Consider the following 15175-nt stretch of genomic DNA (forward strand, 5'->3'; position numbering starts at 1 on the left):
TTATCGCTTTGCTAGGAGTTAAAGGAGTTAAAGTTTTGAAGTATTTTAGAACTATAACTCCTAAGGAGCAAAGCTCCTGATAACTCCCTTTAACTCCTTCCATTCTGGAATTATGTCAATAGGATACATTCTTTACTCCCTCTATCGCCGGACCGCTGATGGTTCGGTTGAACAATGCAGATAACTCATTGGGCGAAATAGTGTGCAACGGATTGAAAGCGTTGGAGTTGACATATACCGACAGTGCATGCAACAACTGCTTACACTCTTTATATTCGCTTCCTTTAACAAGGTCGGCCATACAAACCAACAATTTCCCCTTTCCTACCTTGCATTCGAACATCACACCTAAATGGTGGTTGCGTTCGGTATTGTCGATGGCTTCTACTATCATCTCTACTTCGGTGGTAAGTGCATCCATAATTAGCGGACGTGCATTTTTGGCTGGTGCCCACCATTGCCAGTCGCTGTGCGATGCAGTGGGAAACAGGTCGAACAGCGGATGTTCATCATTTATCAGATAGCCCAACGTACCAGGTGATACGGGTTTCTTGTTGTTTTCGGAAATAGATTTAAACATTGAGAAGTTCCAGTAGTCGTTGGTAAACAACCCGCCTACTGTTTGCCCGGGATAGGTGTCGGCGGTAGGTATTAACAATGCCTTTTGTCCGCGAGCCAAGGCGCGCAACAACTCCTCGTTTACCTCGGTGTAGATTTTTACTTTCGGTGTTTTGGGTTGCTTAGCCGGATATACCCACACATTGTAACTGTTGCGATAGCGAGTGTCGCGTACAGAAAGTGTGAAGCGCAATGCTTGAGGCGATGTAATATCCGAGAGGTCTACCTCTACAGTACCCATCTCGGCAAGTCCGCGCGGTGTTTCGCGTTGTGATGTTACGGTTCCCTGTTTCAGAACATTACCATTGAGGTCGGTAAGTGTAAAATCAACAGCCGCATTACCCAATGGTCGCGCTGCATAGTTGAAGAGCTTCACCGTTCCGCGTAAAGGTTCATTTGTATAATAGGTGTAAGTATCGGCTTCCCAGAGCGGTACTACCTCGTCGTTGAACTGCCTGAATGTTTCGGGCGTAGTGATTCCTTTATTGTCCATGAAAGCATCGAGCATCCCTACCAGTGCAGTTCCTTGTCCGGGAAAGTCCTGAAGACTAAGCATCTGATAGCCTGCCATATTTTCTGTACGTAGCATCATTTCCATATCGGCTTTGTCGCATAACAAACTCAATGCACCACTGGCCTGAAAGAAACGTTCCACCTTATCATAACCATGTTTTATGGTAGCACGCTCAAGAAACTGTTCAAGATTATAGGGGCGTAACACACCAGTATATTTCTTCAGCTCACGCGCATTGGGATATACCTGAAACTGTCCTGTTTCGTGTGCAATGACCGGTTTTACGGTTTGTGCCACACCCGTATCGAAATTCATTGTGGTGTTGGGATAAGTAGCATTCAATAATCCTCCGTCGATAGCATCGGCAAACGAAAACGAACTACGCACGTGCGAACCATAGGTTTCGTCTTTATAAGGACCTACACGACACGAAACAATAAAGTCTTCCATACCCTGCTCGCCCAACCAGCCCAAGTTGAAGTTGGAGCCTAATGCATAAAGGTGACGATTATCATAGTCTCGCAATGTTTGGGTGATACCTTTCATGCCTTCAACACTGCCCCACAGCTCGTTACCGGTAGCAAAAAGCACAAACGACGCATGGTTTCCGAAGTGATCCATCAGTGCTTTGCCCTGCTCTATCAGGAATGCGTTAACAGGAGCATCGGCATTTGCTTCCACTCCACCCCAGATGGGTAGTTCGGGTTGCAGATAAAAGCCTTTCAGGTCGGCAGCCTCGAACGCTGCTTTGGGCGGACACCACGAATGGAAACGTACATGATTGAACCCCCATGCTTTCAGGATATCGAAATATTTCATCCAACTAGCCACATCCATTGGTGCATAGCCTGTTAACGGAAAGATACATCCATCGTGATTACCGCGCAAAAAAGTACGCAGTCCGTTGATGGTAAATGCCTGCCCTTTAGTGCGGAAATCACGCAGTCCGGCAGTAAGGGTATGGTGATTGTTGCCTAACGATAAGTTTAACCGATAGAGATTAGGTGTAAATTCACTCCAAATAAACGCATCGCTATTCAACGAATAGTGGATGGTATATTCATTGGTACCAGGTTGTATGGTAAGAGGCTCCTGCTTGGCAGGCGGTACATGGTTCTTCTCTGAATTAAAAAGGTATGCATCCACCAAAAGAGGTAGTGTTACAGCAGTTTCGGTAGTATTACGAATGGTTACTTTGAGATCGAACGCACGTTTCGCAACATCAGGATAAGCACGCACAGCGGCAATGTGCACCACAGGACGGGCGGTGAGCGATATTTCGCCTACAATGCCGTTCCAGTTGGTTTGCGTTTCGTCGCTCCACTGGTGCGACGAGCGTACCACTTCGGGCAGTCCGCAGTCGGCACCATTGTCTACCAAAACAGTAATCTGGTGCTCGCCGGGCGTTAGGTAAGGCGTTAAGTCGTACTGCTGGGGTGATGCAATGTTGCGAGAGGTACCTATCTTTGTATCGTTAACCCATACAGTGGTTACTTTGCTGCGTTCCAGCAAGAGCTCAATGCATTGTCCGCTCCAATGTGCAGGGATGGTAATGCTTTTACGATAGTATGCTTTGCCTTCGAATGTATAATTGCGCAACAAACGCATGGTGCTTCCCGACTCCTGTTTTGTTCCGATGTGGGCTTCATCGAGTGTGGCTGGCAGTACTATACAATTGTTAAATAACTTTTCATCGCCTACACGTAATTCCCAATATCCGCTCAAATCAATTACTTTCGAGGTTTGTGCGTTGGCCACATGAGCAATGCAGACAAACAGTAAGCTTGCTGCATACAGTTTCATTTTTTCTATCATAATATTGTTATTAGTTTTCTTCACTGCTAATATACGGATTGTTGTCTTGAAAGACAATCGGATTTTCTTAAACATTTACCTCATATCCCCCATAAACCCCTTTATGAAACATTTTATATCCATCCTAAATACAAATCATACCTTTTAATATAACAAAACGATAACCGTAAATTCTGGTAAAGGGCGTATTTTTACAACAGGATAATGTGCCAATATGATAATGTGCCGATGTGCTAATTGGCTGCGCTTTAATAATGTGCTAATGTGCCAATACGACAATATGCTAATTGGCTGCGCTTTAATAATGCCAATGCCGATATGCTAATGTGACAATATGCTAATTGGCTGCGCGTTAATCATTAATCAATGTGCTAATGTGCGCAATTGTTCTTTGAGTTATTATGAAGTTGTAAGCAATTACCCTGAAAGGGGAATATTTGCATAACTCCGGGTGAGCAAAGCGTAACCCGGGGTATAACTCCTCTCCATTTCCTGAGCCCCGAAGGGGTTCAACCCTTTCAGGGTTGTTGTGAGTGGAGGTTTACCTACCCCGGGTTACACTTCGTTCACCCGGGGTTATGCATAGTAAAGCCCGTAGGGCTTATGATTGCTTACAATTATCACATTATATTACTAAATAATAAAAAACAAGAGATGAACACTATCCTTTTCTTTGTGTCGGTTTTACTTCTCGTTTCCAGCTCATTGGGATATGAGAAGACCCAGAATGGTGTTATAGTAAAAGTAAAGCAGAATAATAGTAACGATGTGCAGTTAGTGCGGCTGCAAGTAGTTAACGATAAATTATTCATGCTAGTGCAACCCCGGAAGCCGTTTCTCTACAAACGAAAGCCTTATACGGAATTTACTGTAACTAAAACCAAAAACACTGTGGCAGTTGCTACCCTAGTAACTGCCACTGTTTCTCTTACCACCGGCGAAGTAGAACTGTTTCAGTACAACACCAAAGTATCTATGCTTAAAGAGCGTACATTTAATGTAGTTGTTGTTGATAAAAACAAGCCACAAGGTTATAATGTAAAAACAAAAGGACAAGTGGTTAAGTATGATGGTGGTGTGCAAACTATAAAAATATAAATCTTAGACTGTTCTTAAAGGTCCTCCTCCGCCCTTTGGGCACCTCCTCCAAAGGAGGATACCATGCGGAAATGCTATAGCGCAGCCTATCCTCCTTTGGAGGAGGTGCCCGAAGGGCGGAGGAGGATCTTTTAAGAACAGTCCCAATCATTTTACTCCCATGAAAAAATACAGTCTCATATATCTGGCAATAATATTATTATTGTTTATCGCTTCCTGTCAGCCTATTACCTCAGTGCGCAATCGCTCCAGTTTTAATACTGGCTGGACATTCAATTTAGGTGATATTCCCCAAGCTGCAGAACCATCTTTCGATGATGTTCAATGGCGAAAACTCAACCTCCCACACGATTGGGCAATCGAAGGAGCATTCAGCGAAACCAATCCTTCGGGTGCAGGGGGCGGTGCATTACCCGGTGGTATTGGCTGGTACCGCAAAACCTTTACTGCTGATGCTTCGGCTCAGGGGAAGAAAATATTTATCGACTTCGACGGAATTTATATGAATGGTGAAGTTTTTATAAACGGAACCTCTTTAGGCACACGCCCGTACGGATATATTTCATTCCGTCATGATCTTACTCCATACATTAAATGGGGAGAGAAAAATGTGATTGCTGTACGTGTAGACAACAGTGAACAACCAAACTCGCGTTGGTATAGCGGATGCGGAATTTATAGAAATGTATGGCTCACTGTTACCAACCCCGTGTATGTTGATTTATGGGGGACGTATGTTACCACTCCTCAAATAAGTGATAAAGAAGCTACTGTAGCAATTGCAACTACAATTAAAAACGAATCAACTGATACGCAAGTAGAAATCTCGTCCATTATTCTTAATGAAAAAGGAACCGAAGAGGCTCGTGTGGTAACTAATAGTGCATCTATCCCACAAAATAAATGTTTGGAAGTGCAACAGGAAGTCACTTTGCCAAGTCCTGTTTTGTGGACGCTTGAAAGACCATATATGTACACTGTTCGTACCGAACTTCGGGTAAAAGGCGAACTGATGGATAGTTACGAAACGCCTTTGGGGGTACGCACTTTCTCTTTTGATACAGAAAAAGGATTCTTCCTGAATGGCAAAGCCACAAAAATCCAGGGGGTATGCCAGCATCACGATTTAGGATGCCTGGGTGCAGCCGTAAATGTACGCGCCATAGAACGCCAACTGGAAATACTGAAAGAAATGGGTTGTAATGGAATACGCACTGCCCACAATCCACCCGCACCCGAACTACTTGAACTATGCGACCGGATGGGATTTATTGTACAGGACGAAACTTTCGACATGTGGCGAAAGAAAAAAACAGCCCACGACTATTCACGCTATTTCAATGAATGGCACGAACGCGACCTGACAGATCACATTTTACGCGATCGCAATCATCCTTCTATCTTTATGTGGAGCATAGGTAATGAGGTGTTGGAACAGTGGACACATGCCGACGCTGATACATTAGATATTCAAAGTGCCAATCTGTTGTTAAACCTGAAACGTGATCCCAACACTTTGGCTAAAGAAGGCGACGAGATGAGTGTTAACTCCCTATTAACAAAGAAATTGGCTGATATGGTTAAGGCACTCGATCCAACAAGGCCTATCACAACGGGCAATAATGAACCAAGTCCGTTCAATCATCTTTTCCGTTCCAATGCCTTAGACATCATCGGTTTTAATTATCACGATGAAAACTTTAAAGAAGTTCCGGAAAACTTTGTTGGAAAGCCATTTATAGTAACCGAATCTACTTCCGGATTAATGACACGCGGCTACTATCGTATGCCTAGCGACTCTATGTACATCTGGCCGGTACATTGGACCATTCCGTTTCACGATCCTAGTTATTCCTGTTCGTCTTACGATAACTGTCATGTGCCATGGGGAAGTACTCACGAACACACATGGCGCGAAGTTAAAAACAACGACTTTATTAGTGGAATGTATGTGTGGACAGGTTTCGACTATATTGGAGAACCTACTCCTTATTGGTATCCGGCGCGTAGTTCTTACTTTGGTATTATCGACCTTGCTGGTTTCCCCAAAGATGTATATTATATGTACCAAAGCGAATGGAGCGATAAAGATGTTCTCCACTTGTTTCCACACTGGAACTGGGAAGAAGGTCAAACCATTGATATGTGGGCATATTACAATAATGCCGATGAGGTTGAACTGTTTGTCAACGATGAGTCGCAAGGAATAAAAAGCAAAGCGAAGGACGAGTTCCATGTAAGTTGGCGTGTTACTTATGCCCCGGGAACAGTGAAAGTAGTAGCGCGTAAAAATGGTATTCAGGTAGGACTTAAGGAGATTCATACAGCCGGAGCCCCTGCAAAACTCCGTCTGACAGCCGATCGTACAAAGATTCAATCGGATGGTAAAGACCTTAGCTTTGTTACAGTTGAAATATTAGATGCTAATGGTAACCTTTGTCCCAATGCCAACGATCTTGTTAAGTTTGAGGTTAACGGACCTGCATTTATTGCTGGTGTTGATAATGGTAGTCAAACTTCGCTGGAAAGTTTTAAGGCTCCACAACGCGAAGCTTTTTATGGCAAATGTTTAGTGGTTTTACAAAATAATGGAGAGAAAGCTTCGATAAAGTTAAAGGCAACAGCAGAGTTAAGCGGTAATAATACGTTTACAGAGCTAACGGTGCAGGCGTATTAATTATACGCCTGTATACAACCACATGCGGCAATTACCACCGTACTTCCCTTACACAACGACCATAGTAAAGTCTTATCTTATTAGTGTCGCTAGTATAGCCCGAGCCACCTAAATTCACATACCACGCTCCCCAGTCAGAATCCTCTGTTGCGCTCCAATAATTGTCCTTGAATGCTACACCGATTAATGACTCTAATGCAGGCTTAAAAATGTACATCAATATTAGTTCGCGCTGGGTAGGTAACCGCCATCCAGCTCTTTTGCAAGCATTAAAAGCTGCTCCCCACTCCATTTCCTGAGTTCCGGTTGTGCCAATTATTCCATAAGTGTTTATATCATTGGGGGCTACCTCTAATTTCCAAAAAACAGTGGCGTTTATACTACCAGTAACATGGTTGTTTTCACCCATAGTAGAACTGGGTGCGAATGAATCGTTGTATTTGGCTACACCGGTAGTCGCATCTTCCGGCATGCCGGCAGATGATGATGAATCAAGAATCACTCGATTGGAAGCATCTTTATATACTTTTTGAGCCATAAGTTGAGCCGGCAGTAGTAAGCTGGCGAGTATTGCTGTTATTAAAATCTTTTTCATTTTATTCTGTTTTACAATTATTATTCATTATTTTCAATTATCGTTTATTTAATACAAGTGGCAAGTTATAAATTGTAAGTATGCCGCATGGTTCAACCGGAACGGTTGTTAATCTTGGTAGCCCGTTGCTTTAGCTGCGGGATCACAAGATGGCATAATCTATTAAAGTTCCCTAACACACCTCACTGAACGGGGGTAATCCTTAGTGCTGTAGGCCGTTCCTCCATCACTAAAATCCACGTAGCACGCGATGTCGGGCCTCCCCCCCCCCTCTGTAGAAGTCCAGACGTCGCCATGACCGAATTCATTCGTACCAAAACTATTATGTACCACCCATATAGACATTAACTGTTTTTGTGCAGGAAGGAACCATTTGTAATTAACATTATTTACACTGGTTATATTATCATAGTTGGCATTTTTCATAAAACAAAGGTTAGCAGCAGGAAAAGCAGTTGCACTCTTTTTATGAAGATTATACGTATTACCTTTACCATTATTTACATCAGTGGTAACACCTGAAAGTGTTTGATTTCCTCCCCATATTATACCTCTGCTCTCATGCGTACTCTGTACCACAAGCTCCTTCTCGAACTGCCATACACCACCCTTATTTACCAAAGCACCTCCAAAGCGACCGACATACAAGACTTCGACTGCAGTAATTACAATTCTATACGTAGAGTTTTTATCCTCAGTGTTGGTAAAGGTTATGGTAGCTTTTTTTCCATCCTTCGATTTATCTTTGGTTGCTGCGGCCATGGATAATTTTATTTTGTTGCCATTTCTGCTTGTTAAACCTATTAGGCTATTTTTGTTTTGTAAAATGTTATCGTTGTCTATAACGGAGGCTATTTTCCATGCGAAGTTGGCTTGAACGGTTAGTGTTTCTTCTTGCCCATTAAGCATATATTCATTTTTTACATCTGTTACCAGATTGTAACATAACTGCCGCAAAAGGATGCTGGTTTTTACATTATCTACAGCAAATTCTACTTTGGATACTTTTTCCAAGAATGGATTGTTATTTTGCTCGGCAGCGGTAAAGGCGACTGGCTGGATGGGGTAACTAATGGTACCTGTACCCTTGTTACCACCTGTTATGGTACCGCTGGTTGGGGCGCCTGCATTTGTTGGGAATGCAGTATTACCAACTTTGGTAGTGGTAACTGCGAGATCTGCATCTTTGGGCGACCAGTTTACGGTCAATGTTTGTTTGTTGGGGGCAACGCCGACCGGAGATACAAAAATGAGTTCGGTAATCTCCTGGTTGTTGGCATTTACTGTGCGAATACCAGGGGCGGCGGCTTGGGTAAACAGTGTTTCCTGAAATGCAATGCCTTTATAGAGCACCCATAGTTTCCGGTCGATGGGTTCCCAAGTGGTGTTGGCAGGAATAGTTACTTCCAGCGTGTAATCGGCAGCAGTATCCAAAGCGGGTTCGGCCATGGAGGCTTCCACACCCTTAATGTTAGTACTGAGTCCCCAATCCGTGTTGGTATGGACTTTGGCTCCTATCTTGCAGCCGGTGTGGGGAATATTCAATCCGGTGCCATTATCATTGATGTATTCAATAAAACTAAATACAACATCTCTTTTACTTTGCGTAACGGTTAGTTTGGCTTCCAACCGGGCAGCTTTAATATAAATATATCCGGTTCGTACCTCGCCTGTTTTGTTTTCACTTACAACAATACTTATGGCCGTTTCTGTTCCCCCTGCACCATAAAATGTATTAATTGTTTTGTTGGTCGATAGCCATCCGTTGTTCACTGTACCGTTGGCCTCTGTGATCTTTGTGATTTGAAAACCTGCTGGAACATCGGTCTTCACATTAACCGTTTCCATATCGGCGCTTTTTGAGAAGTTAAATACCATTTTAGGACATATAGAAAGATGGTATTGGCCATCAAATATCACATCACCGGCTTGTCCATTATCCCACTCCACCACCTCGGCAACTATATTGAACGATTTGGAGTTAAAAGCTTCTTCGGGTGTACTATACCCGCTTCCTAATACCTTTAGTATATTCATGCGGTAAAGGTGATTACGTAACAGGTCGCGGTAGTAGCTGTCGGTTGTTTCTTTTTTAAGAAAGTCGAGGCGGTAATAGGTTGGTTGCGAATCGGTTCCGTAGGTTCCACCCACTACCACACAAGTAGCAGCCGAAGCCTCGGTTTCCTGTTTGCCGGTTGCTTCGAACAGGTATATGGTGCGCACAAATGCTGTTTTCATGCTTGTGGGTACCGTATAAACCAGTGGACTGGCATTGTTGATATTGCCTGCCGGTACGGTAGCTGCTTTCACTTTGGCAGTGTTTAATAAATTGTCGGTATCGGGCACTATTCGACCTTGATTCTTACTATTGTACACATATACTTCGTTCAGGGTAAAATTATCGGCATCTATAATATCCTGGCTTAATAACAAATCGAAACGGGCAACTCCCCGCACCAAGCTAACACCTGATATTTCTGTTATCCGATCGTTTATGGTTTCTTTCACCTCTCCCCACATAGGAAAAGCAGTGAAGGTTTTCGAGGCATCATCCTCGGCCGCATCGTTGTTGGCGTTCCATTTTCCGTTATTCGAATAAACTAACTGTGCCAATAGTTCATCTTTGTCTGTTCCTTCGGCAATCTCGCCCAAGGCTTCCAACTGTGAGTTTACATTGGCAAGGATTACAAGGGTTTGCTGTTCACTATCCTTCATAAGTTTTACGGTAAACTGTTTTTTTGCTTTTTTTGCATTGTCTTCTTCAACATCACTGATAGAAGTTCCAACAGCACTGTAAGCAAACGCCCAGCCCGAATCTTTGGTGTTATCGGCTTTAAAAGCCAATACGTTTATGTCTTCAATGTAGTTCTCGTCGATTTCCGAAATAGCACGAGTTGTCAATATTGACGCTGCGGGCATTTGCAAAGAAACATACACCTCTACCCCTTTGTCTGTTACTATATCTACTTTGTTGTGCATTTCATCTGCAACACACGAATAAAGTAAAGCAGGCAGAAGGAGATAGAAAAATAGCCTAAATTTGTTCATATCGTTTAATTATTAGTTGTTGTTTATAATTCGTGCCAAAAGTCTTCACTTGCCCAATCTTTGATAGCGGTATCGAATATGAAACTTGACATTTGAACAATTCCACTAACATCGAAATAAGTATTACGAGGAAGTGTGTAATTGTTACCCGGATCAAGACACAGTATTCCCGAAGCAGTTTCGTTGGTGCCAAATTCCACTGTCAGTGTTAGCGCTTTGGATTCGTTTGTTATATCAAGAAAAGTATTTTCGGGCAAAATAATACGTTTGCATTGTATCTCCTTAGTGTAATCGTTGATAGGATTAGCAATATCTACTATATCAACACTGGCAAATGGCACTGTTATTCCAGCAGGTATTGTTGTTCGGTTATTTGCTACAAATGGAAACAGGTATACACAGTTGGGTACATTGGTAAAGTATAATTTTCGGTTAGTAACAAACTTATTGTATTGTAATTGTGTTATCTTTAATGACAAATCAAGCCGTATGCCCAAACGTTCCATAGCTATTGGCCACACACCTGTTTGTGATGCCTGCATATTGGGGGTTTGATACTCCTCGTTGTCAAGTATTAACACATTGTTTACACATGTAACCATTGGTATATTTTTATTGGCCACAAATGCATCGGCTGCAAAACTCATGTCATATAGGCTACGCTTTTTATGAACACCTGGTGTTAATGCAGCCAGTTGTGTGGCCAATGCAGAATCGCTACCTTCGTTAGCTATAAATACAAAATCGTATTTGCCTGTTTTTACATCTAGTTTTGTTGGATTGGTTATCGCAGGCACAGGTATGTTGAATGCTAGTTTTCCACTAACCGATTCGTAAACCAATACACGCAGTGTAGCTATGGTCCGGTCGGCCGGATCTCCTTGGTTACTATTAGGAGAGTCGGCCCTCGATTCGGCAGATACTAATATTACCACTGGGGTTCCACCCTCAACCTCTCTGTCGGTACACGAATTAAATCCTAATATTAGAATAAAATACAAGACTCCTAATAAAAACATACTATTTCTCATCTTTCAATTTAAGTTTTTAACAAAAAGTATGAAGGTAAAGGAAGTTGAGGTAAATGCCACTCTCCTTCCCATTCCTTTGCCTTCTAATAATTAAAAATGAAAATGAATTTTTCAAAGGACAAAGCTACAGGGTTATTTTCTTTCAAAAAAGACAAATGCAACCGCCTTCTTTTAGCAAAAAAACATATTTGTCAGAAATCAAATTAACAACTGTGACAAATAATCATAAATCAAGGATCTTCATCTATGTTTGCAACATGATTTGCACACTCGCAACAACAATACTGCTCTTGTTGACATTATTGTTGGATGATCTGGTTGTATAAACGCACCTATTTACCTATTCCCCCTCAGGAGATTTTCGACGAAAAAAGTGTCACAAGTGTCACACCTGCTATAACTAACTATAATACAGTTAATTACAATGTGACACTTCGTGTTTTTAAGAAAAATAAGTACCACCGAAGTGTCACACGCAGGTAAAAAAGGAGGTAAAAGGAGGTAAAGTGAGGTAGAGGTAAAGTGAGGTAAAGTAGTGCGATGCCGCATGGAATTCCTCTCCCTAGAGGGGAGAGGTGCCCTTTAGGGCGGAGAGGGGGGACGCAAAGGTTGCGCAGCCACTACGGGCTCCCCTTGTGTGCCCACATAGGGGAGCCCCTACACCATGCGGATTTCAAAAACTCAGATTGGAAATGAAATATAGACCCCTCCGCCCTTTGGGCACCTCCCCTTTGCAGGGGAGGACGCTATGCAGCATATATTCCATGCCACAGGGTTACATCGCGCAGCCGTCCCCCTGCAAAGGGCAGGACTGTTAAGTTCTAAGTTGATTAAATAATTATCAATTGCCGTCTGCTTTAGCTGACGGTCTAAAAGGTATAACAATTTGGGCTTTAGCCAAACTAAATCAACTTTGGCTAAAGCCAAGAGAGAAATCTTTCTAACAACCGTCAGCTAAAGCAGACGGCAATTGATAGAACTTAACAGCCCTGCCTGCAAAGGGGAGGTGCCCAAAGGGCGGAGGGGTCCGAGAAAGTTTTTTATTTCTCTGTAGGATGCTTTTTGTTTCACAGTAGGAAACCAACAGTTTCGCGGTAGGAAACCAACAGTTTCACAGTAGGAAACAAGTAGTTTCCTATATAGAAAACTACTTGTTTCCTATATAGAAAACTACTTGTTTCATTGGTAGAAAACTAAATGAAACTACTGGTTTTTCCTGTATATGAAAACACCATGTTTTCAGCGTTTTCCTATCTTGTACCCGATTAACCATAAAATTAGAAATAACATGCACTTATCTCATTTTGTTAACCATTTAGTGGCCGATTACCATTGTTGCGGCCGTTATCAAACTGCCGAAGGTTACCTGAGCGCCTACCGCAGTATGATTGCTTTTCATGGAGGCGATCTTCGTTTGTGTGATTGCTTTACTGCCAGCTGGCTTCATGCCTACCACGCCAACCTTTTGAAACGAGGGCTTCGCAGTAATTCCATTGTATTTTACATTTCGCGTATCAACTCCCTCTACAACAAAGCTGTTAGTAGTGGTGATGTAACTGCCCGGGCAGGGCTTTTCGACCACCTGTGCACCAAACCGGTGCCAACCCAGAAACGTGCTGTATCTCCCGAAGTAATCAACCAACTCTGCGAGGGCGACCTGTCTAAGTACCCGGCCCTAGCGTTCAGTCGCGACATGTTTGTACTCAGCTTTTACCTGCAAGGCATTGCCTATATCGACCTTGCCCATTTGCGTAAAAACGATGTTGATGGAGAAAATCTTACCTACCAACGGCGTAAAACCCGTAGCACAGTTCCTGTAGTAATTGATGCCGAGGCTCGAAAAATCATCAACAAATACAAGAATGCCGATCCGGAATCGCCCTACCTGTTACCTATAATTCGTAGTGGTAGCCCCAAAGAAGAACGGCAGTTGTATAAAAATGCTCTTCGGAAACAAAACAGGCATCTGAAAAAAATTGCACAACAATTAAACATTACCGAAAACCTGACTACCTACGTTGCCCGGCACAGTTGGGCCACAATAGCCCACAACGAAGGTGTACCTACCCCCGTAATTAGTCAGGCTATGGGGCATCAAAGCGAAGAAATAACCCATGTTTACCTGCAATCTTTTGACCATTCGGTACTATCAAAAGCCAATCGGATTGTAATTCAAACAGTTTTGGGCGTCCATCAAAAACAAACGTGGAAAGAGAGGAAACAAAAGAGAAAAGCCAAATGGCAACACGTAGAACCTAACGGTTAATATTGATTACATTTTATTTGTCCCTCTCTAGGTAGGAGAGAGACATTGATTTCGTTGCAAATGTAAGCGATTTCATTGAAACCTCCAAGAATTCTCCTTAAACTCTTTATTTTTTGCAAATATCACTTTGGTAATAAGATCATACCCCCAGCTTATTATTATAGTAAGCCTATTGTGTTTTGTTTTCAAAAGATGATACAAATAAAACTTTCTTTTATCTCGTTATTTAATAGTTATTAACTCTTTGGCCTTCTTTTCTTTTCCTTCTTTTCATAGTTTCCCTTACCCATGAGTTTTTTTCCTTTTTATCCCTCCTCTTGAGCCAACAATAAATGCCGTTTAGTATCAAATGCTAACAAAAAGGCATCGTTTTCTATGTTTCACTTCGTTGTTTAACAACTTACCTGTCTCTCTCCTACCTAGAGAGGGACAACTAACGACTAACGAATTAATAGACGCGATGCTTAACAAAAGAACTCTTTATGTAATTTATCTGCTTCACAAGGCCGATGAGTTGTGTTTGAATGCAGGCAACCCTTTTCATAGTAAATCTAATTTAAGCAGTCCTGCTTATTTGGATCTGATTCGTATACGTAGTTATTTACGTAGTTTAATCAAGAATAATCTTGACGATGAAGCTTTGTTGGACATTCTTCTTTGTATGCGTCGTGTAATTGATGCTATGCGTATCCCCCGGAGTTTGAAATCGAATTTTCCCCGTACGCTTTCCCAGTTTAATTCTTTGTACAGTCATTGGTTGCCCGATGTAAAATCTTCTCATCTCAATGACAAATAGTAAATTGTAATTGCAAATAATCTCATGACTCGAATCTTATTCATATTCATCCTTGTTTTTACGCAGGCAGCTCAGAGTAACTGCCGTGCTCAGGAGGTTTTAAACAGTTATCGGTTGTACAATAATTCTCCCTATTTTGCAATAAAGAGTAATTTATTGTGCAACATAACTGCAAGTTTCAACCTCGAATCCGAATTCAGACTGAGCCAACGGCATACTCTCTGCCTGCCTGTAACCTACAACCCTTTAGTGTTTGCCAATAACACCCAGTGGAAACACCTGTTTGTTCAACCCGAACTGCGCCACTGGTTTTATGGTCCCTTTCAAGGGCACTTCATTGGCCTTCATGGGCATTACGGGGAGTACAATGTAGGAAACATCAACCTCTTTAAAGCCACCAAAGAGCACCGTTACGATGGCTACTTAGCCGGTGGAGGAATTTCGTGGGGCTATCACCGCATACTGGCCGCCCGATGGTCGCTAGAGTTTACCGTTGGTTTGGGGTATGCATACCTGGATTACGATAAATATGAATACCCCAAATGTGGTAGACTGGTAAAAAGCAGCAACAGGCATTATGTAGGGCCAACAAAAATTGGATTGAGCTTGGTTTATATGATTAAATGAAGTTATTGATTTTTTTGAAACGCAGATTAACGCGGATTAACGCAGATTAATCTCTATTTAAATACTTGGTTTATATGATTAAATGAAGTT

Annotated in this window: 9 protein-coding genes; 5 read left to right on the top strand and 4 right to left on the bottom strand. The window is 42.3% G+C overall.

The window, feature by feature from the left end; genetic code table 11:
* Positions 1 to 115 precede the first annotated feature (115 nt).
* Positions 116 to 2947 carry a sugar-binding domain-containing protein gene (locus tag D0T85_RS02085; protein WP_163209685.1) on the bottom strand — a complete coding sequence of 944 codons (2832 nt, stop codon included), beginning with the start codon at positions 2945 to 2947 and terminating at the stop codon, positions 116 to 118.
* A gap of 654 nt (positions 2948 to 3601) precedes the next feature.
* On the opposite strand from D0T85_RS02085, the gene D0T85_RS02090 reads away from it, so the two are divergent.
* A complete protein-coding gene (locus tag D0T85_RS02090; protein ID WP_163209687.1) occupies positions 3602 to 4045 on the top strand; it encodes a hypothetical protein in 444 nt (147 codons plus the stop codon).
* A gap of 160 nt (positions 4046 to 4205) precedes the next feature.
* The gene (locus D0T85_RS02095) at positions 4206 to 6722 is read left to right on the top strand and encodes a glycoside hydrolase family 2 TIM barrel-domain containing protein (protein ID WP_163209689.1); all 2517 of its coding nucleotides are present in this window, start codon (positions 4206 to 4208) and stop codon (positions 6720 to 6722) included.
* Between the two features lie 31 nt (positions 6723 to 6753).
* Here D0T85_RS02095 and D0T85_RS02100 read toward each other — a convergent pair whose 3' ends face one another.
* From D0T85_RS02100 to D0T85_RS02110, 3 genes are all read right to left on the bottom strand, one after another.
* On the bottom strand, positions 6754 to 7317 hold the full coding sequence (locus D0T85_RS02100) for a DUF1566 domain-containing protein (protein WP_163209691.1): 564 nt from the start codon (positions 7315 to 7317) through the stop codon (positions 6754 to 6756).
* A 162-nt stretch (positions 7318 to 7479) separates the two neighbouring features.
* Positions 7480 to 10365, bottom strand: a complete 2886-nt coding sequence (locus D0T85_RS02105) for a BACON domain-containing protein (RefSeq protein ID WP_163209693.1) — start codon at positions 10363 to 10365, stop codon at positions 7480 to 7482.
* A gap of 23 nt (positions 10366 to 10388) precedes the next feature.
* Complete coding sequence (locus D0T85_RS02110) at positions 10389 to 11396, bottom strand: fimbrial protein (protein WP_163209695.1); 1008 nt, start codon at positions 11394 to 11396, stop codon at positions 10389 to 10391.
* 1288 nt (positions 11397 to 12684) lie between these two features.
* Between D0T85_RS02110 and D0T85_RS02115 the strand changes: the two genes are divergently transcribed.
* The 3 genes from D0T85_RS02115 to D0T85_RS02125 all read left to right on the top strand — a co-directional run bounded on the left by D0T85_RS02115 (position 12685) and on the right by D0T85_RS02125 (position 15085).
* The gene (locus tag D0T85_RS02115; protein ID WP_163209697.1) at positions 12685 to 13662 is read left to right on the top strand and encodes a site-specific integrase; all 978 of its coding nucleotides are present in this window, start codon (positions 12685 to 12687) and stop codon (positions 13660 to 13662) included.
* 460 nt (positions 13663 to 14122) lie between these two features.
* Positions 14123 to 14458 carry a hypothetical protein gene (locus D0T85_RS02120; protein ID WP_163209699.1) on the top strand — a complete coding sequence of 112 codons (336 nt, stop codon included), beginning with the start codon at positions 14123 to 14125 and terminating at the stop codon, positions 14456 to 14458.
* A 24-nt stretch (positions 14459 to 14482) separates the two neighbouring features.
* A complete protein-coding gene (locus D0T85_RS02125) occupies positions 14483 to 15085 on the top strand; it encodes a DUF3575 domain-containing protein (protein WP_163209701.1) in 603 nt (200 codons plus the stop codon).
* Positions 15086 to 15175 lie beyond the last annotated feature (90 nt).

The organism is Bacteroides sp. 519, from assembly GCF_010500955.1.
GTDB lineage: Bacteria > Bacteroidota > Bacteroidia > Bacteroidales > Bacteroidaceae > Bacteroides.

Excerpts from the sequence above, each read along its gene's own strand:
- D0T85_RS02090 (WP_163209687.1), top strand. The coding sequence starts at position 3,602 with ATGAACACTATCCTTTTCTTTGTGTCGGTTTTACTTCTCGTTTCCAGC.
- D0T85_RS02085 (WP_163209685.1), bottom strand. The coding sequence starts at position 2,947 with ATGATAGAAAAAATGAAACTGTATGCAGCAAGCTTACTGTTTGTCTGC.
- D0T85_RS02120 (WP_163209699.1), top strand. The coding sequence starts at position 14,123 with ATGCTTAACAAAAGAACTCTTTATGTAATTTATCTGCTTCACAAGGCC.
- D0T85_RS02110 (WP_163209695.1), bottom strand. The coding sequence starts at position 11,396 with ATGAGAAATAGTATGTTTTTATTAGGAGTCTTGTATTTTATTCTAATA.
- D0T85_RS02115 (WP_163209697.1), top strand. The coding sequence starts at position 12,685 with ATGCACTTATCTCATTTTGTTAACCATTTAGTGGCCGATTACCATTGT.
- D0T85_RS02100 (WP_163209691.1), bottom strand. The coding sequence starts at position 7,317 with ATGAAAAAGATTTTAATAACAGCAATACTCGCCAGCTTACTACTGCCG.
- D0T85_RS02095 (WP_163209689.1), top strand. The coding sequence starts at position 4,206 with ATGAAAAAATACAGTCTCATATATCTGGCAATAATATTATTATTGTTT.
- D0T85_RS02125 (WP_163209701.1), top strand. The coding sequence starts at position 14,483 with ATGACTCGAATCTTATTCATATTCATCCTTGTTTTTACGCAGGCAGCT.
- D0T85_RS02105 (WP_163209693.1), bottom strand. The coding sequence starts at position 10,365 with ATGAACAAATTTAGGCTATTTTTCTATCTCCTTCTGCCTGCTTTACTT.